Origin of the sequence: Paraburkholderia phytofirmans (assembly GCF_046028095.1) — a bacterium.
In the GTDB taxonomy this organism is placed as follows: Bacteria; Pseudomonadota; Gammaproteobacteria; order Burkholderiales; family Burkholderiaceae; genus Paraburkholderia; species Paraburkholderia phytofirmans_A.
Genome location: NZ_JAQQDJ010000003.1, coordinates 644,466 through 663,120 on the forward strand (window position 1 = coordinate 644,466; position 18,655 = coordinate 663,120).

16 protein-coding genes and 2 pseudogenes are annotated in these 18,655 nt (G+C 62.9%); 6 read left to right on the plus strand and 12 right to left on the minus strand.

Annotation, left to right across the window (positions count from 1 at the left end):
- Positions 1–165 precede the first annotated feature (165 nt).
- From PQR54_RS11795 to PQR54_RS11815, 5 genes are all read right to left on the minus strand, one after another.
- Positions 166–1,287 carry a polyamine ABC transporter substrate-binding protein gene (locus PQR54_RS11795; protein ID WP_408245712.1) on the minus strand — a complete coding sequence of 374 codons (1,122 nt, stop codon included), beginning with the start codon at positions 1,285–1,287 and terminating at the stop codon, positions 166–168.
- Between the two features lie 73 nt (positions 1,288–1,360).
- A complete protein-coding gene (locus PQR54_RS11800) occupies positions 1,361–2,806 on the minus strand; it encodes an aspartate aminotransferase family protein (RefSeq protein ID WP_408245714.1) in 1,446 nt (481 codons plus the stop codon).
- Positions 2,807–2,833: 27 nt separating this feature from the next.
- Entirely contained in the window at positions 2,834–4,168 is a 1,335-nt protein-coding gene (locus PQR54_RS11805; protein ID WP_106277425.1) for a glutamine synthetase family protein, read from the minus strand.
- A 32-nt stretch (positions 4,169–4,200) separates the two neighbouring features.
- Positions 4,201–4,995 (minus strand): gamma-glutamyl-gamma-aminobutyrate hydrolase family protein, encoded by a 795-nt coding sequence (locus tag PQR54_RS11810; RefSeq protein WP_408245716.1) that lies wholly within the window; start codon positions 4,993–4,995, stop codon positions 4,201–4,203.
- Between the two features lie 304 nt (positions 4,996–5,299).
- A complete protein-coding gene (locus tag PQR54_RS11815) occupies positions 5,300–5,521 on the minus strand; it encodes a hypothetical protein (protein WP_370577238.1) in 222 nt (73 codons plus the stop codon).
- A gap of 444 nt (positions 5,522–5,965) precedes the next feature.
- Here PQR54_RS11815 and PQR54_RS11820 point away from each other — a divergent pair, with 444 nt between their 5' ends.
- The 3 genes and pseudogenes from PQR54_RS11820 to PQR54_RS11830 form a co-directional block, all read left to right on the plus strand.
- Positions 5,966–6,517 carry a cupin domain-containing protein gene (locus PQR54_RS11820; protein ID WP_106277429.1) on the plus strand — a complete coding sequence of 184 codons (552 nt, stop codon included), beginning with the start codon at positions 5,966–5,968 and terminating at the stop codon, positions 6,515–6,517.
- 103 nt (positions 6,518–6,620) lie between these two features.
- On the plus strand, positions 6,621–8,114 hold the full coding sequence (locus PQR54_RS11825) for an aldehyde dehydrogenase (protein WP_408245719.1): 1,494 nt from the start codon (positions 6,621–6,623) through the stop codon (positions 8,112–8,114).
- A 116-nt stretch (positions 8,115–8,230) separates the two neighbouring features.
- Positions 8,231–8,365: pseudogene (locus PQR54_RS11830) on the plus strand (agmatinase); the annotation flags it as partial.
- Positions 8,366–8,418: 53 nt separating this feature from the next.
- Here PQR54_RS11830 and PQR54_RS11835 read toward each other — a convergent pair.
- The 4 genes from PQR54_RS11835 to PQR54_RS11850 form a co-directional block, all read right to left on the minus strand.
- Positions 8,419–9,615 carry an MFS transporter gene (locus PQR54_RS11835; RefSeq protein WP_408245721.1) on the minus strand — a complete coding sequence of 399 codons (1,197 nt, stop codon included), beginning with the start codon at positions 9,613–9,615 and terminating at the stop codon, positions 8,419–8,421.
- Positions 9,612–10,145 carry a MarR family transcriptional regulator gene (locus PQR54_RS11840; protein ID WP_408245723.1) on the minus strand — a complete coding sequence of 178 codons (534 nt, stop codon included), beginning with the start codon at positions 10,143–10,145 and terminating at the stop codon, positions 9,612–9,614. Before PQR54_RS11840 ends, PQR54_RS11835 begins: the two co-directional genes overlap by 4 nt.
- Before the next feature lie 112 nt (positions 10,146–10,257).
- Positions 10,258–11,277, minus strand: coding sequence for a VTT domain-containing protein (locus PQR54_RS11845; RefSeq protein WP_408245725.1), 1,020 nt, complete (start codon positions 11,275–11,277; stop codon positions 10,258–10,260).
- 358 nt (positions 11,278–11,635) lie between these two features.
- Entirely contained in the window at positions 11,636–12,052 is a 417-nt protein-coding gene (locus PQR54_RS11850) for a cupin domain-containing protein (protein WP_408245727.1), read from the minus strand.
- A 179-nt stretch (positions 12,053–12,231) separates the two neighbouring features.
- On the opposite strand from PQR54_RS11850, the gene PQR54_RS11855 reads away from it, so the two are divergent.
- Entirely contained in the window at positions 12,232–12,837 is a 606-nt protein-coding gene (locus PQR54_RS11855; protein ID WP_408245728.1) for a peroxidase-related enzyme, read from the plus strand.
- 76 nt (positions 12,838–12,913) lie between these two features.
- Here the strand turns inward: PQR54_RS11855 and PQR54_RS11860 are convergent, their stop codons facing one another.
- Both PQR54_RS11860 and PQR54_RS11865 read right to left on the minus strand, forming a co-directional pair.
- Complete coding sequence (locus PQR54_RS11860; protein ID WP_408245730.1) at positions 12,914–14,164, minus strand: MFS transporter; 1,251 nt, start codon at positions 14,162–14,164, stop codon at positions 12,914–12,916.
- Positions 14,165–14,273: 109 nt separating this feature from the next.
- Positions 14,274–15,209: a LysR substrate-binding domain-containing protein gene (locus PQR54_RS11865; RefSeq protein ID WP_408245732.1), complete on the minus strand. Its 936-nt coding sequence runs from the start codon at positions 15,207–15,209 to the stop codon at positions 14,274–14,276.
- A 237-nt stretch (positions 15,210–15,446) separates the two neighbouring features.
- On the opposite strand from PQR54_RS11865, the gene PQR54_RS11870 reads away from it, so the two are divergent.
- Positions 15,447–16,178, plus strand: a complete 732-nt coding sequence (locus PQR54_RS11870; protein ID WP_408245734.1) for a DUF899 family protein — start codon at positions 15,447–15,449, stop codon at positions 16,176–16,178.
- A 50-nt stretch (positions 16,179–16,228) separates the two neighbouring features.
- A pseudogene (locus PQR54_RS11875) lies at positions 16,229–16,566 on the plus strand (cytosine permease); the annotation flags it as partial.
- Positions 16,567–16,596: 30 nt separating this feature from the next.
- Here PQR54_RS11875 and PQR54_RS11880 read toward each other — a convergent pair.
- Entirely contained in the window at positions 16,597–18,570 is a 1,974-nt protein-coding gene (locus PQR54_RS11880; RefSeq protein ID WP_408245736.1) for a putative bifunctional diguanylate cyclase/phosphodiesterase, read from the minus strand.
- Positions 18,571–18,655 lie beyond the last annotated feature (85 nt).

An 18,655-nucleotide genomic window follows, 5' to 3' on the forward strand; every position in this document is an offset into this window, starting at 1 on the left:
GGCGCGGGAAGCGTCTCGCAACGTGCGCTGCGATCGGAAAACATGGGACTGCGCGCGGGTGGGACTGCTAAAACAAACGCGCAGGCTGACTACCGTTACGGCTATTCATGCGCTCAGGGTTCGAGCGATCCCTGAGCGCGGGATCGATTAATTAATGTGGCCAGGTTAATGACCGGTTTTAAGCTGCGCCCAAAGACGGTTTTCAAGGCGGAGAATGTCGGTCGGCATCGGCTTCATGAGCGTCATTTTGCTCAACACTTCATCGCCCGGATAAACGGTCTTGTCCTGTGCGACAGCAGGCGTCACGAACTGGCGCGCGGCCTTGTTCGCGGTCGGGTAGAACACTTCGTTGGTGATCGCGGCGTTGACCTTCGGGTCCGAGATGTAGTTGATCCATTTCAACGCGGCTTCAGGATGCGGTGCGTCTTTCGGGATCACCATCACGTCGAACCACAACAAGCCGCCTTCCTTCACGTTCGAGAACTTGATCTGGTAGGAACGCTTGGCTTCTTCGGTGCGGCGGCTGGCAATGCCGACGTCGCCCGACCAGCCCAATGCGACGCACACGTCGTTATTGGCGAGGTCGTTGATATAGCCGGACGAATTGAATTGGGTGATATACGGGCGGATCTTTTTCAGCACTTCGAATGCGGCCTGATAATCGGCGGGGCTCGTGCTATTCGGATCCTTGTGCATGTATTGCAGCGTGGCGGCAAACACATCGACTGCCTGATCGAGGATCGACACGCCACAGCCTTTCAGCTTGGAGATATTGGCCGGGTCGAAAACGAGTGCCCAGCTATCCACCGGCGCATTGGCGCCGAGCGCTTTCTGCACGGCCTGCACGTTGTAACCGATGCCGTCCGTACCGTATGCCCAGGGCACACCGTACTGGTTGCCCGGGTCCGCATCGGCAATCATCTTCATCAGCACGGGGTCGAGGTTCGCGAGGTTCGGCAGCTTCGATTTGTCGAGCTTCTGATACACGCCGGCCTGAATCTGCTTGGCCATGTAGTTCGAAGTCGGCACCACGATGTCGTAACCCGAGCTGCCGGCGAGCAGTTTGGCCTGCAAGGTGTCGTCGCTATCGTAGTTGTCGTATTTGACCTTGATGCCGTCCTGCTTCTCGAAGTTCGGAATGGTGTCCTTCGCGATGTAGTCCGACCAGTTATACACATTCAGTTCCGTGTCGGCCGCAAGGGCCGGCGTCACCGACAGCGCCGCAAAACCGGTGAAGGCGAGAAGCGCGGCCCCCGCGACCGCATGACGAAGATGACTAACGCTCATGGTTTTTTCCCTTGATGTGAAGAACCGGCGTGAGCGTGTTTTGTGGGTGTGCTCATGCCGGAACGGACTGCCGTTACGAAATGCCGAGTTGTTGTGCTGTCGCGTCGATGGCTTTCTTGGCCTTCGAGACGATTTCGTCGATTTCCAGCTTATTGATCACGAGCGGCGGCGACAGCAGCATGCGGTCGCCGGTGGCGCGCATGATGAGGTTGCCGTTGAAGCAGAAGTCGCGGCAGATCGTGCCGACATCGCCGCCATTGGCGAAACGCTTGCGCGCTTTCGGGTCTTGCGCGAGTTGCAGGCCGGCCACCAGACCCGTACCGGAGATTTCGCCGATGATCGGGTGATTGGCGAAGGTTTCGCGCAACTGTTTCTGGAAGTACGGACCCGTGTCGTTCTTCACGCGATCGACGATCTTCTCGTCGCGCAGCAACTTCAGGTTGGCGACTGCAACGGCGGCGGCAACCGGGTGACCCGAATACGTGAGACCGTGATTGAAGTCGCCGTTTTCGATGATCGCCTTCGCCACGCGGTCATGCAGGCCGACCGCGCCCATCGGCACGTAGCCGCTCGTCAGGCCCTTCGCCAGCGTGATCAGATCCGGCTCGAAACCGAAGTGCTGATGCGCGAACCATTCGCCGGTGCGCCCGAATCCGCCGATCACTTCATCGGCGACCAGCAGAATGTCGTACTTGCGGCAGATGCGCTGAATTTCCGGCCAATACGTCGAAGCCGGGAAGATCACGCCGCCCGCTCCCTGGAAAGGCTCACCGATGAACGCCGCAACGTTGTCCGCGCCGATTTCGAGAATCTTCGCTTCCAGTTGCTGCGCACGGGCCAGTGCGAATTCTTCCGGCGTCAGGTTGCCTTGTGCTTCGCCGAAGAAATACGGCTGGTCGATGTGGACGATGTTCTCGACTTTCGAGGGCATCTGTTCATGCATGTAGCCCATGCCGCCGAGCGTGCCGCCCGCGATCGTCGAACCGTGATAGCCGTTCTTGCGCGAGATCACGAACTTCTTCGAGTGCTTGCCTTGCGTCGCCCAGTACTGATGGACGATGCGCAGCACCGTGTCGTTGCCTTCGGAACCGCTATTGCAGTAGAAGAAGTGATTGAACGCTTCCGGCGCCAGCTCCGCGAGCAAGGCCGACAGTTCGATCACCGGCGGGTGCGTCGTCTTGAAGAAGGTGTTGTAGTAGGGCAGTTCCAGCATCTGTTTGTACGCGGCATCGGCCAGTTCCTCGCGGCCATAACCGACGTTTACGCACCACAGGCCGGCCATGCCGTCGATCACCTTGTTGCCTTCCGAGTCCCACAGATACACGCCTTGCGCCTTGACGATCACGCGGCTGCCGCTGCGGTTGAGCGAGCCCATATCCGAAAACGGATGGATGTGATGCGCGGCGTCGAGTGCACGGTATTCGGCGGTGCTGCGTTGTTGCGTTGCTTGTGCTGCCAGTGCGCTCGCGGCCGGCTGGGCCGGTTGCACGTAAGCGACTTCTTCTGTTCTGTAGCTCATACTGCCTCCAATTTTTTTGCGTTTGCCTTACACATGCAGCAGCAAATGCCGGCGTTCCCACGAACTGATCACGCGGAAGAACGCTTCATATTCGGTTTCCTTCAGAGCGAGGTAGGCTTTGACGAACTTCTCGCCGAGTACTTCGGCGATCGGCTCGCACGCGCCCATCAACGTCAGGCCCTCTTCGAGATTGCGCGGCAACTGGTAGGGCAATTCGTAACCGTCGCTGAGCAGCGGCTCGGTGGCTTCGAGTTTCTGCGTCATGCCGAGATAGCCGGCGGCGAGCGTCGCGGCAATCGCCAGATACGGATTGCAGTCCACGCCCGGAATACGGTTTTCGATGCGGCGCGCAGCCGGTCCCGAATGCGGAATCCGGAAACCCACGGTGCGGTTGTCGTAACCCCATGCCACGTTAATCGGCGCCGCCATGAAACGCGACAGACGACGATACGAGTTGATATACGGCGCGAAGATCGGCATCAGTGCGGGCGTGTATTTCTGCAGGCCGGCGATATAACCCGTAAACAAGGAAGTGGGTTTGCCGTCGGGGCCGGTGAAGAGGTTGTGCCCGGTTTCTTCGTCCACGAGGCTCTGGTGCATATGCATCGCCGAGCCCGGTTCGCCTTCCATCGGCTTGGCCATGAAAGTCGCGTACATCTTGTGGCGCAGCGCGGCTTCACGCACCGTGCGTTTGAAGAGGAACACGCTGTCGGCGAGCTTGAGCGGATCGCCGTGCATGAAGTTGATTTCCATCTGCGCGGCGCCGACTTCGTGAATCAGCGTGTCGACTTCGAGTTCCTGTACCTCGCAGTATTCGTAGATGTCTTCGAACAGCGGATCGAACTCGTTGACCGCTTCAATCGAGTAAGCCTGACGGCCGGTTTCCGGACGACCCGTACGGCCGATAGGCGGTTGCAGCGGCAGATCCGGGTCCTTGTTCATATCGACCAGATAGAACTCGAGTTCGGGCGCGATAACCGGCTTCCAGCCTTTGGCCTTGTAGAGTTCGAGCACGCGGCGCAGCACACGGCGCGGCGAGATCGCGACGGGCGTGCCGTCGAAGTGAACGCAATCGTGGATCACCTGGGCGGTCGGATCGACGGCCCACGGAATCATGCGGATGGTGCTGGCGTCGGGCACGCACACCATGTCCGGATCGGTCACGCCCGTGAGCGTACCGTCTTCCGGATAGTCTCCTGTGACGGTCTGGATCATCACCGCCTGCGGCAAGCGCATGGACTCGCCGGATTCGAATTTGCTGCGCGGAATGATCTTGCCGCGCGCGATCCCGGCCATATCCGGAATGATCGCTTCGATTTCGGTGACACGGTTCTTCTTCAGAAAATCGTCGATGTCATGCATGTTTATTCTCTCTGTTTTGGTGCGCGACCGGCTCAGGCATGCGTGGCAGCGGCGGATGCCGCGCCATAGCCGGCCTTGGTGCGCATTCGATCGCGGCAGGCGTCGCCGAAGGCCCGAAAGATCGCGGTGGATAGCGCGTCGTTGGCATGCTTCCACTCCGGGTGCCACTGCACACCCAGCGCGAAGGCGCGCGCATCGGTCACGCTCACCGCTTCGATCAAGCCATCCGGCGCGGTGGCTTCGGCCGTGAGGCCCACGCCCAGCCGCTCGACGCCCTGACCGTGCAATGAATTCACACGCGCTTCATTCGTGCCGCCCGCGAGGCGCTGCAACAAGCCGCCCTGCGTCAGCGTGATCGAATGCGACGGTGCGTATTGCACGTCGAGGTCGTCTTCCTTGTTCTCGCGATGGTCGTTCAGACCGTCCACCGCGTGAACGCTTTGATGCAGCGTCCCACCGAAAACCACGTTCATTTCCTGGAAGCCCCGGCAGACGGCCAGCACCGGCACGCCGGCGGCGATTGCCGCGCGCATCAGCGGCAGCGTTGTCGCATCGCGTGCGGCGTCGTGCAGCGTGCCCGGCGTGCTCGGATGGCCGCCGTAGCGGTGCGGCTCGACGTTCGAATAGCTGCCGGTAAACAACAGGCCGTCGACCGTCGCCAGCACGTCTTCTACGGACTGACGCTCGCCGAGCGCCGGCAGCAGCATGGCCAGCGCCTGTGAACCGTCCACGATCGCGGCGATATATTTCTCGCCGACCACGTGCGACGCGTGGACTCCCATCATCGTTCTGTCAGCGCTGATGCCGACCAAGGGTTTCTTTCGCATAACGAATAGACGTGTGTGTTCCCCGCGGGACGCGGCATGAACAACGTTAAACACAGCGCGGCACGATTCCGCAGCCGTGCGCAGTGCGCAAGGCCACCGGGTAGTGCAGGCGGTCGTCGTCAACGGAAAACGCGCCGCGCGTGATAGTCGGAGAGGCTGTTCGATTCGATCCGCTGCGGTGCGCAACCGGTCCGATGGACGTGAAACGCGCAGGCGGCAGACGGCACCGCACAGGCGGGAACGCACGGCTCGAAAGAGCGCGCTCACGCAAACGGATGAATCGAACGGCGAAAAGGGGGAGGCGCTACGGCAGCAGCGAGGCGACTTCGTCCGTACGCACGGCAATGAAGGCGCGCGCGGAGATAGAGTTGTGACGTCGAACTGAACGGCGGGACAGGATCGTGAAGACGGACAGGAAGCGGCGGAACGCAAGGCTGCCGCTGCTGCCGTCGGCGATGGCGCCGTCAGCGCGAGGACAACTCGCCTGACTACGATTCCATCTCACCAAAGGGCCTCGGACTCTCACGATTACACTCGACTAGCGACGTTGAAAGTATTGAACGGCCTGCTCGAAATCCGCACGGGGCGTTTAAAGAAACAGGACGCTGGGATGATCGCCTTGAACCGATGCGAACTGAATTCGCTGCGCCGCGAAACACCTTTGGGTGCCTCATGACGTCGGCATAACGATCGCCTGGGAACCAGCATATACGAGCCAATAAAGCCGTCAAACCCTTTTTGATAAAACATTTATCAGGGCTTTCCCGGGGGTCCGGCTAGAATCCCGCCCTATGGGAACGTTCGTTGCGCTATTCATATTTCGGAATCCTTTCAGGGTTTTCCCCAGCGGCGCAAAGATGAAAGTGATTAGAATATTCAACACTCGCGAGCAGCGCTTTGCCCGAGTCTTGTGTTTCATTCGTCTGGTCACTTAGCGCCCCGATCGTCTTCAATGTCAGAGAACCTAGCGATGTCCATAGAAGTAGCGACCCGTCTGCAATACATCCGCAAGAAGAACGGCTTGTCCCAGCGTGAACTCGCGAAACGGGCGGGAGTGACGAACGGCACGATCTCGCTGATCGAACAGAATCGCGTGAGCCCCTCGGTCGGCTCGCTGAAGAAACTGCTCGAATGCATACCCATGAGTCTCGCCGAATTCTTCACCTTCGAAGTGGAAGTAGAGCGCTCAGTGGTGTCGCGCCGCGCCGATATGCCGAACCTCGGCAATGAGTCGATCGAGTTTTATCTCGCGGGTTCGAGCGTGAAAGATCGCAACATGGGCATTCTGCGCGAGGTCTATCAGCCGTTGTCGGACACGGGGCCGGAAATGCTGGAGCACGAAGGGCACGAGGGCGGGGTGGTGGTCAGCGGTCAGATCGAACTGACGGTGGACGGCACCACGTGGCTGCTCGACCCCGGTGACAGCTACTACTTCGAAAGCCGTCTTCCGCACCGTTTTCGCAATCCCAGCGCGGAGCATCTCTGCGAGATCGTGTCGGCCAATTCGCCGCCCACGTTCTAAAGACTCCGCGCCAACGCGCCTCGACTCAATTCACTGCCGCAGCTGACTCTCGCATCAGGTCGATGCAGGTTTGCGTCGAGCGCATAACTATTGAGGCATCCTGATGGACAAGAAATCTATTGCTTTCTGGCAAGACAAAGCCGCTACGCTATCGATCGAAGGCCGCGCGTTTATCGACGGCGAATACCGTGATGCCGAAGGCGGCCGCACGTTTGACTGCCTGAGCCCGATCGACGGCAAGCTGCTCGCCAAAGTCGCCGACAGCGGCGCGGCCGACGTCGACGCCGCCGTTGCGGCCGCACGTCGCGCGTTCGACTCCGGCGTGTGGTCGGGCCTCAACCCGCGCCAGCGTAAAGCCGTGCTGCTGCGCTGGGCCGCGTCGATTCGCGAGCACATGGACGAACTCGCGCTGCTCGAAACGCTCGACGCCGGCAAGCCGATCGCCGACACGACCAGCGTCGACGTACCAGGCGCGGCGTATTGCGTTGAATGGTTCGCTGAAGCCATCGACAAAATCGGCGGCGAAGTCGCGCCGGCCGATCATCATCTGGTCGGCCTCGTCACGCGCGAGCCGATCGGCGTGGTGGCTGCGGTCGTGCCGTGGAATTTCCCGATCCTGATGGCGTCGTGGAAATTCGGCCCGGCGTTGGCGGCGGGCAATAGCGTGGTGCTCAAACCATCGGAGAAGTCGCCGCTCACCGCGATCCGCCTCGCGCAACTCGCACTCGACGCAGGCATTCCCGCCGGCGTGTTCAACGTCGTGCCGGGCGCGGGCGAGCCGGGCAAGCTGCTGGCGCTGCATCAGGACGTGGACTGCCTCGCCTTCACCGGCTCGACCAACGTCGGCAAGCTGATCATGCAGTACGCCGGCCAATCGAACCTGAAGCGCGTGTGGCTCGAACTCGGCGGCAAGTCGCCGAACATCGTGATGCCGGATTGCCCGGATATGGACCGCGCGGCGAACGCGGCAGCGGGTGCGATCTTCTACAACATGGGCGAAATGTGTACGGCGGGTTCGCGCCTGCTCGTGCATCGCGACATCAAGGACGTATTCATCGACAAGCTGATCGCCGCGGCGCGCAGCTATACGCCGGGCAATCCGCTCGATCCGAACACGTCGATGGGCGCGATCGTCGACAAGGTTCAGCTCGAACGCGTACTCGGCTATATCGAGGCCGGCCGCGCCGAAGCCAAACTGTTGCTCGGCGGCGCGCGTGTCGAAGAGGAAACAGGCGGCTTCTATATCGAGCCGACCATCTTCGAGATTCCGGCTTCCGGCGCGAAGGTCGCGCGTGAGGAAATCTTCGGGCCGGTGTTGTCGGTGATCACGTTCGACACGGTGGAAGAGGCGATCAGGATCGCTAACGACAGCGAGTATGGTCTCGCCGCCGCGGTCTGGACCTCGAACCTGACCACCGCGCACGAGGTGTCGCGCAAACTCCGCGCCGGTACAGTCTGGGTCAATTGCTACGACGAAGGCGGTGACATGAACTTCCCGTTCGGCGGCTACAAGCAATCGGGCAACGGCCGCGACAAGTCGCTGCATGCTTTGGAAAAATACACCGAGCTGAAGTCCACGCTCGTGCGGCTGCGCTAAAAGATTCGCGAAGCCGGCGCGGCGGTGCGTGTGATGCGCGCCGTCGCGTTTCCCAATGAATCCGAGGCAGGCGTTGCGCATGCGAAGCCAGCCTGCCTACAGGTATCAGCTCATTCATGACTGAACTCGTCTATGGCGACGGCGCGATGCGTCGCCCGTCGCTCTATGGCTCGTCGATCGAAAACACCTATGCGGGCGTACTGTCGTTCATGCGCCGCAAGTGCACACGCGAACCCGACGGCGTCGACGTCGTGCAAGGTTGCAGAACGAGAGGCGTAGGCGCGCTCAATCGAGGCAACCCGGCTCAGCCCATCGACGACGAATGTTCGGGCTGGCGCCGGCCTTCGCGCAAGCCCAACGTGTAGACCACCAGCGCGCCGCTCATCAGCGCAAGTTGCCACATCAACATATCGCTGCCGCGCGCATTCATCGCGAAGCCTGCGACGAGCGGCCCCACGATCGAACTCGCGGTGAAGGTGAGCGACAACAGCCGCATGTTGCGAGTGAGCGCGGCCTTGTCGCTGCAAGCAGCCGCATACATGCCGAGTGTGATGAACGAACTGTTCATGCCGCCAAGCAGCAGCGCGCTCGCGGCGGCGAGCCACGACGCGGGCGTGACCAGCGCGAAGCCGCAGATAGCCACTGTGCTGAGCGCGGCGCACACGATCACCGTGGCCGCAAGCCCCGCGCGATCGGCCAGCCAGCCCACCGGAAATTGCAGCGCCGTGCCGCCGGCCCCGAACAGCGTCAGCAGCGTGGCGGTTTGCGTGGCGCTGAGGCCGTGCGCGTCCGCGAATAGCGGGAAGAGGCCGTATAGCGCACCGTCGCCGATACCGCCTGCGGCGATGACCACCATGCCGAGGCTCACCAGCGGGCCGAGGGTGACACGCTGTTGCGCGTTCTTTCTTCGCGCAGGCGGCGCTTGCAGCAAAGCTGGCGGCGTTTCATCCGATGCGGTCAGCCACAGCGGCAGCGCCGCTGCAAACGTGAAGGCCGCGCCGGCCGCGAACGTGATGCGTCCATCGACATCGCACCACACCGCGAGCGCGGGCCCGATGACGCCGGCCGTGGCGATCAGCGCTTCGTGCACGCCTACCACGCGTCCGCTCGATTCAGCGGGGACCAGACTGTAGAGCCAGGTTTCGTTGGCGATCCAGCGCAAGCCGATGCCGAACCCCGTCAGCAGACCGGGCACGAGCCACAGCGGCCACGACAATGCACCCATGATGGCGAAGGCCACCAGCGTGGCCAGCAAACCCAGCGACACCGTGCGTTTCGCGCCGATGCGCGCCATCAGCCACGGCGCGATCAGCAAGCCGGCCAGCATGCCAGTCCATTGCGCGGCGGAAAAGAGGCCGGCGCGTGGCGCATCCAGGCCGCGATGGGCGAGCCACACCGGCAGCACCATGAAGCCGATGCCGAACTGGCCGACCTGCGAGAGCGCCGACACTGCGGTCAGCGCCGCGATTGCGGGCCAGCGCACCGGCGCCGCGGATTTCATGTGCTGCTCCGCGCGGGCATGGGCAGCCCCTGTTCGCGGCATTCGACCGGACAGCCGGCTTTCAGGCATGGACCGTCGTCACACAGGCGGCACAGTTGCATGGCGTGCGCGGGGTCGCGAGTCTCGTTCCACAAGATCTTGATCAGCAGGCTTTCCAGCACGTCGCGCTCGCTGTCTTCGAGCCGGCCGACTATGCGTTGCAGCATTTTGTCGCGCGCCGTTTGCAGACGCCTGGCCTCACGTTTGCCGGCTGTGGTCAGGGCAAGCGCGACAGCCCGCTTGTCAGCGCCCGCTTTTTTCTCGATGAGACCCGCCTCGACCAATGCCGCAACGGCGCGCACGGCGGCCGGATGCGACAGATCGACCGCCTCGCGCAGCACTTCAATCGATGAATCGGGATATTGGCCAATCGCGTTGAGCATGGCGCGGGCGGTGGGGCCGGCGAGCGCGTCCACGGTGGCTTGCGCGTTCATTTCGTCCGTGACCAGCAGGGCGAGTACGCCGAGCAGATTTTCGGTGCGCTGCGTCATGGGAGAGCCTCAATGTGTGCAACGTGCATATATGCATGTTGCACACATTGAAAGTGAAGCGCAAGCGGTTTTTTAACGGCAACGCGGCGATACTCGAGGCGCGCGTGGAGCGTTACTTGGCCAGCCGCGCCCGTACCGTGTATTCGCCTTCTTCGCCTTCGTCCTCGATCATGTGGGCCTTCGCGGTGTGGAAGTCGGCCGGCAACGGTTCGACCGGATAGCCGCGTTTCTGCCACGCATCGAGGCCGCCCTTGAGCGCGCGGATGTGGTGGATATTCTTGCGATGCAACTGCTCGACGATCCGCTTCGCCGTCGCTTCGTTCGGACACACGCAGTAGACGACGATCGGCCGCTTCAGCAGCTCGGGATCGATCGGCTCGGGCGAATCGAGATCCAGCGGCCGTGCGCCGGCAATCCGGTGCGATTCTTTTGCGCGGACGCTGCGTGGCCGCGCGTCGAAGATCAGCGGCGGCTCGTTCGACTTCATCATCTCGTCGAGCTGGTCCGGCGAAATACGCGTATGCGCGAGCCAGCGGCGAAATTGCCAGCGGCGCACCCAGCGATACAGCAGCACGGCCACGAAGATCGCCGCGAACGCATCGAAAATCGTGCCGCCGTTGTGGCGCACGAGCAGCATCAGTTGCACGATCTCGTCATGCAGCGCGGCGCCGCCGATCACCCACACGCTCGCCCACAGCGTCGCGCCGACAAAATCCCACAGCAGAAACACGCCGACATTGATGGCCGTCGTGCCGAGCAGCGGCGCTGAAACCAGGCCGAGTCCGGGCAGGAACTTCGCGACCGTGAGAATCGGCGCGCCGTACCGTTCATAGGTATTGCGCGCGAGCCGCACCGTGGTGTCGAGCGAGAGGGAGAAGCGCACCAGGTAGTTCAGCAGGCGGCGGCCGTAGGCCCGTCCGGTGAAGAACCATAGCGAGTCGGCGATCAGCGTGGCGGCGACCGCGGCGCACACCACGCTCGCGTACGAGGTTTGCCCCATGGCGGCCATGGTTCCACCGAGAATCAGCATCGGCGCGGCCGGAATCGGCACGCCGAGCTGCGTAATGAGCACGCTCATGAACACGGCCCACACGCCCAGCGAGGGTGGAATAGCAACCGGGAAATGCCACACAACCGCGCTCCTGAGAATGCACTGAAGGGATTTGAAACGACCGCGCCGGGGCGGCGCATGGCGAACAGGCCGCGCATGTTCCGTTCCCGCACCACGGCGAGCGCCACGCCGCGTCGCGTCGGCAGGCGGCCGCCATGGTACAAAAAAGATGTGAACAGCGGATTTAAGCACAGGTGGCAAAACGGCGCTGCGGGGAAGGCGGAATGCCGGGGCGAATGACGCAGGATGGCGGTGAGGAGAATTCGCGTGAATGTGGTTGGCGGCGAGGCCGATGTAGCGGACGGTTAGCCGCTGCGGGCCCTGCCGCCTTTATTTGGAAGATTCGCCTCTGACGCCGGATCACGCGTCAGAGGCCAAGTCACGCCTCAGAGGCCGGATCGTACGGCACAACCCGTTCGTGCTCGTCCGCATGGTTGCGCGCCACGATCGCGCGCGCTGCGGTGTTCGCATCCAGATTGAACGGCTGATGCGGCACGCCCGGCGGAATGAACAGGAAATCGCCCGGTTCGGTAATCACGGACTCACGCAAGCCGGGCCCATAGCGGGTTTCGATCTTGCCTTCGAGCTGGTAGATCGCGGTTTCGTAGTCGGCGTGAAAGTGCGGCTCGGCGTGGCCGCCTGGCGGCACCACAACCATATACATCGACACCCCCTTGCTGCCCGCGGTGCCGGCCGAGATGCCGACAAAGTAAGGCAGCCGCTGGGCCGTCGCCATTTCCCGGTCGGGTCGAACCTTGACCACGGGCGCTCGCGCGTCGTGCAAAACGTCTGACATGGTCAGCTCCTGCTGAAATCGGCCGGCGCCGGTCGTCGCGGCGGGGCTCATGCTCCCTTGAGTGCAAAGTCTAGACGATATGGGCGTCGATATCGGACCTTGTCGAGCGCAGGCATGCTGCGGCTGTGCGGCTTGCTAGAATCGTCGTCATACCCACACAGATACGACGGAGACACAGCATGGCCAAGCCTCAGCCGATCAGCCGCTACCCCGTGCCCAAGCCGGATGCATGGCCGGACGACATTCGCGCGCGCATTCTCGAAGTGCAGGAGAAAGCCGGTTTCGTGCCGAATGTGTTCCTGACGCTGGCGCACCGCCCGGACGAGTTCCGCGCGTTCTTCGCCTATCACGATGCGTTGATGCTGAAAGAGGGCGGCCTCAGCAAAGGCGAGCGCGAGATGATCGTGGTCGCGACCAGCGCGATCAACCAGTGTTTGTATTGCGTGGTCGCGCATGGCGCGATTCTGCGCATCTATGAGAAGGCGCCGTTGGTGGCCGATCAGGTCGCCGTCAATCATCGCAAGGCGGATATCACGCCGCGTCAGAAGGCGATGCTCGATTTCGCGGTGAAGGTTTGCAGTGCGTCCGGCACGGTCGGCGACGCCGACTTTCAAACTCTGCGCGACCACCGCTTTTCCGACGAAGACATCTGGGATATCGCGGCGATCACCGCGTTTTTCGGTTTGTCGAACCGCATGGCCAACGTCATTTCCATGCGTCCGAACGACGAGTTCTATCTGATGGGACGCGTGCCGAAAGCCGCGGCGGAGACGCCGAAAAAATAGCTACGCAGAGGACGTTTCCCGCTGTTTTTGACGGAGTGCCGGTGACAGCGTCCGCGAGCACCGCCGGCACACACGCTCACGCCGCCGCCGGTTCGGTTCGAAGCGCGGGCGTGCTGACGGTGGTGTCGTCGATCGGAAAGTGCAGCATCGCGGCGACGAGGCCGGCGACCACCGTCGCTTCCCACAGCAGCGAATACGAGCCGGTCAGATCGAACACCAGACCGCCGAGCCACGCGCCGAGAAACGAGCCGATCTGATGGCTCAGAAAGCACACTCCAAAGAGGCTGCCGAGGTGGCGCGTGCCGAACACTTTCGCCACGAGTCCGCTCGTGAGCGGTACGGTGCCGAGCCAGGTCAGTCCCATCACGGCCGCGAAAATCACCACCGACGCGGAGCTTTTCGGCAGTAGAAAGAACGCGCCGATCGTCACGCTGCGAATCACGTAAAGCCAGCCGAGCACATAGTGCTGCCGGAAGCGGCCGCCCAGCCAGCCGCACGCCCAACTGCCCGCCATGTTGAACAGGCCGATCAAGGCGAGCGCGGTAGCGCCGAGCCCGACCGGCATATGACAAAGCGACAGATATTCGGGCAGATGCGTGGCGATGAAGGCAAGCTGGAAACCGCAGGTGAAGAAACCGAGCGACAGCAGCCGGTAGCCGCGATGCCCGGCCGCTTGACCCAGCACCTTGCGAAGCGGCACGGCCGGCGTTTCCTGAACGGGCGTGCCGACCCGCGCACGGCGGTCGAGCACCATGCCGAGCGGGGCGATCAGCAGCATCAGGAAAGCCAGGACGAAGAGCGACGTCGCGATGCCCGAACTGAGCCGGACACCTTGTACGAGCGGCACCATCAACACCTGCCCCGCGGAGCCGCCGGCGCTGACGAGCCCCATCGCCATGCTGCGTTTTTCCGGCGAAGCGATGCGGCCAACAGCCGGCAGCACCACGCCGAAGGTCGTGCAACTCACGCCGATGCCCACCAGCAGTCCCATGCCGACGATCAGCATGGCGCCACTGGGCGCCACGGCCGCGAGGCTGAGCCCCGCCGCGAACGTCGTCGCGCCGAACGCGACCACCGGCGCCGAGCCGTAGCGATCCGCGGCGGCGCCCGCGAACGGCTGGGCGAAACCCCACACGAGATTGTGCAGCGCGATCGCAAAGGCGATTAGCGTGACCGGCAAGCCGCGATCAAACGAGAATGGTCCGATGAAGAGGCCGAAGGTCTGCCGGATGCCCATCGCGGCGCTCAGAATGAGCGCGCCGGCGAGGATCACGAGTGTCGTCTGGTTGAAGGCGGGGGCGAAGCGTTTGCTGTCGGCGGCGGACATGATTCTGATCTCCTTTCGACACATGGTCGCAGCGAGCGTCAGAAGCGGCAAAAGATAAGTTTTCGACGACAGGTGAGCGTGGCTCACCTGTGCGGAGCGGGCTGGGGTGTCAGCTCGCCGTGCTCTGCAGTGTCTGGTCGGCGGCGGCGGGCGCGTCGAAGTGCTCGGCCTCGCTCACCAGCCAGCGTTTGAAATCGAAAAGCTCCGGCCGGCGATCCGCGTTTTCCGCGCTCACCAGCCAGTAGGCTGTGGTGGACGCGATCGTCGCCGCACAGGCTTGCACCAGCGTGCCGTTGTCGATATCTCGATCCACCAGCGGCTGTCTGCCGAGCGCGACGCCGAGGCCCATCGCGGCCGCTTCGAAGGCAAGCTGGATCGTGTCGACGCGCAGGCCCGCGGTGGTATCTATGCCTTCGGTGCCGGTCGCATCGAGCCATGCCTGCCAGTCCTCGCTGGCGGCGTTCACATGAATGAGCGTCGCGCGACGCAGGTCCGCGTTGCCCTGCTCGTCGCACAGATTCGCCAGATACGCGGGGCTGCAGACGGGCACGAAGCGCTCGCCGAACAGCCGCGTCCACGCGGTGCCCGCGACCGGCGCACGGCTCATGCGGACCGCGAAATCGAACCCGTCGACGGGAAAGCCGACTTGCCGATGCGAGGTGTCGACGCTCACGTTCACATTCGGCCAGCGTGCGCGGAAGCCGGCGAGGCGCGGCAGCAGCCAGCGCGACGCGAAGGTCGGCGCGCAACTCAGCGCGATCGGGCGATCCGCGCGGTGATTCGGCAGACGCTGCGTGCCGATGGCGATCAGCGAAAACGCTTCGGAGACATACGACAGATAGTCCGCGCCGCTCGCCGTGAGCGAGATGCCGCGCGGCTCGCGCACGAACAGTTCGACGCCGAGCGCCTGTTCCAGGCCGACAATGCCGTGGCTGATCGCGCTCGGCGTGACATTCAGTTCCGCGGCGGCAAGTTTGAAACTCTGATGCCTACCGGCCGCTTCGAAGAAACGAAGCGCCGGCAGCGGTGGCAGACGAAGCGGCATGTTGCATCCCCATGGACGGCGCGCCCGGCGCGCGTGCTGTTGCGCTAAAGGATACCTTGCCGGGCGCGTTTGGTTGCCGTTGCGGCAGGTGCGAGCGTTGCAGCAAAAAGTTTCGATCGATGTTGTCGATTTGCCCCCGCGCGGTTCGTCGTGACTACATGGAGGACGAGAACGCGCTCGCGTCTCGCGGCGCGCTACTTGCGCTCTTTATCCTTGTTCCGTAACAGGAGATGGCTGATGACCGACGTACACGCATCCGCACCAACGCTCAAGCCCGCCCGGCAACTGGCGGCCGACACACCGAGCCGCTTTCCCGGCGAAAGCGCCGACTATCGCCGCGCGCGCAACGAATTGCTCGCCGAGGAAATCGAGTTGCGCCGCCATATCGAACGGGTCGCTGAACAGCGCCGCGCGCTGCCGCCCGGCGGCGTCGTGCCCGAGGATTACCTTTTCATGGGCGAAGCAGGCCCGGTGAAGCTGTCGGAAATGTTCGGCGAACACGACACGCTCGTCACCTACAACTGGATGTTCGGCCCGCAGCGCGCCCGCCCGTGTCCGATGTGCACGTCGCTGCTGAGCGCGTACGACGGCGAAATGCCCGACATGTTGCAGCGCGTGGCGTTTGCCATCATCGCGCGCTCGCCGATCGAGAAGCTGGTGGCGTTCAAGCAGGAGCGCGGCTGGCGAAATCTGCGGCTGTATTCGTCGGGCGGCAACACCTTCAATCGCGACTACGCGGCGGAAGATCCGGCGGGCGACGACAATCCCGCGTTCAACGTGTTCACGCGCTCAGGCGGCACGGTGCGGCACTTCTGGGCGGAAGAGATGGGACCTTCGACAGCGGACCCCGGGCAGGATCCACGCGGCGCGCCGGACGTGATGCCGATCTGGACCGTGCTCGATATGACGCCGGGCGGGCGCGGCAAGGATTGGTATCCGAAGCTGGAGTACGGGAACGCGGCGCGTTAGGGGCGGGTGAAGGCTGCGCGGCCCGACCGATCCGCAAGCTTTCCAGGCGGCCCTGGAGCGCCATCAATCTGGTCGACTACTATTTCGTGACCAAAGAGCGCTACGACGTGCCGGCTCTATTCGATCCGAACGGCCGCTATGGCCGCTGGAATATGACGGGCATTGCGGTCTACGCGTTCGGCGTGCCGTCCAGATGCCGTTCATCGCGACGAGCTTCTACACGGGCGCATTGGTGGAATCGTTGGGCGGCGTCGATATTTCGTGGATCGTCGGGCTGGCCGCGCCCGCCTTGCTGTACTACTTCGCGGCACGCGTCAAAGGCGCTGACATTCCCGAACAGATGATCTTGCCGCGCGAATTCGGCGGTGCGGACCGCGTGGGGCAATAGAGAGCAGGGCGACAAGACACGAGGAATCGACTACGGCAGCATTTGCATAGCGTAGTCGTGCCCCTGCGCCGTTTGCAGATACGCGGCGATCGCGCTCGCCCGCATTGGCCGGCTGAACAGATAACCTTGCACCGCGCGTGCGCCGAGCATCTTGACGACCTCGACTTGCGATGCCGTTTCGAGTCCTTCCACCACGCATTCGAGTCCAAGGTTGCGGCACAGGTCGAGTACCGACTTGACGATCTTCTTCGATGCGCTGTTGGTATCCACGTCCGTCATGAAGCTGCGGTCGATCTTGATCGTATCGAAGGGCAGGCGGTGCACGTAGCTGAGGCTCGAATAACCGGTGCCGAAGTCGTCGAGTGACACGCGGCAGCCTGCTTTCTTGATCATGGTGAGCGAACTGCGGGCCTGTTCGAAATCGCGCGTCACGGCGGTTTCGGTGATTTCGAACGACACGCGATGCGGCGGCACACCGCTAGCCAACACGATATCGATCAACCGGCGGGCGCGCGCGGAAGTGCAGATATCGATCGCCGACAGATTGAACGACAGATAAAGCTCGCACGGCCAGCGCGCGGCTTCGTCGAGCGCTTTATGCAGCAGCACCTCCGTGATGCGCAGAATCAGTTCGGTGCGCTCGGCAATCCGAATGAATTCTTCCGGCCTCACGGCGCCGAGCCTGGCGTTATGCCAGCGCCCGAGCGCTTCCATGCCGAGGGTGCGTTGGGTGACCACGTCGTAAATCGGCTGAAATTCCAGAAACAGTTCCGACTCGAGGTCCGCGTGACGGAGCTCCTGGGTCACGAGACTCGAACGCCGGATGCGCGTTTCATGTTCAGTCGAGAAGATGACCGGCGTGCCGCGCCGGCTTTCCTTGCCGACGTACAGCGCCGCGTCGGCGCGTTCGAACACCTGCGCCACCGTCGTGCCGGCCTCGGGAAACGCGGCCCAGCCGATCGTGCCCGACAACTCGGCGACATTGCCGGCGACCCGATACGGCTGACCGAGCGCCTCGCAGATGCGCTCGCCCAACTCGACGAGCGTCTCGTCCGTCAGTTTGTGCTGCGCCAGCACGCCGAATTCGTCGCCGCCGAGGCGTGCGAAGAAAATGCCGGGCTCGGCAAGCGCCAGCAACCGCGAGCCGACTTCCTGAAGAACAAGATCGCCGCTGGCGTGGCCGTAGATATCGTTGACCTGTTTGAAGCCGTCGAGATCGATCAGTCCGACATTGAACCCGCTACTGGTGCCGATCGCCTGTTCGGACAGCGCGCGCAACGAGGCGAAGAAACTGCGCCGGTTGGGCAGATCCGTCAGACTGTCGATGCTCGCGAGCCGGAAGTTGTCGTCGCTCAGGCGTTGCGTCTTTTGCTGGCTCGCCTGCAATTCGCGCTGTGCGTGCACCACGTCGGCGAAGGTCCGGCAGTAGAGCTGAATGATGAAGGCGAGCGCGACGCCGACGAGGGTCATGTCGACAGCCATCGCGATGAAGACCGGATAGCCGGTGAACACCAGAAACGTCGAAAAGCTTAGGATGACGATAGACAGCAGCAGCATGGCCGCCGCGCGCAGGTGCATCAGACAGAACACGCATCCGACCAGCGTGGTCGCCATGTAAAACGCCACCTGCGTCTGTTCGTACGCAGTGCCGTAGGGAAAGAGGAACAACGACCAGGCGCTGAATGCGACGGCGAAGAGGCCCGCAAGCCAGGTCAGCTTGCGCAGTTCGGGCACCGCTTTGTCGAGAGTCAGGACGCGGTGCCGCAGACGCCACCATCGAATGCACCGGATGATGCACAGGGTGCACAGCGTCGCGGGAAAGTAGATCGACAGCCAGGCCGGCGCGCAGTTCACGTGCGTGATGGCGACGGCCGCCGTATTGACGAGCAGGATGAAATAGAGGAGCGGGACCTGGTGGCCGAATGCTTCGAGCTGCGAACGTACGAGCTCGGGGTCGCGATTCGCGACCGACAGCGCCTCCCTCAATTTGGCTAACAGAATCATCCCCGTCCCTTTAAACGTTTGCGCAGCACACGCAGCTTTGTATATCGGCAGGACCGATGGGACCTTGAGGGCGGGTCAGGAGGAA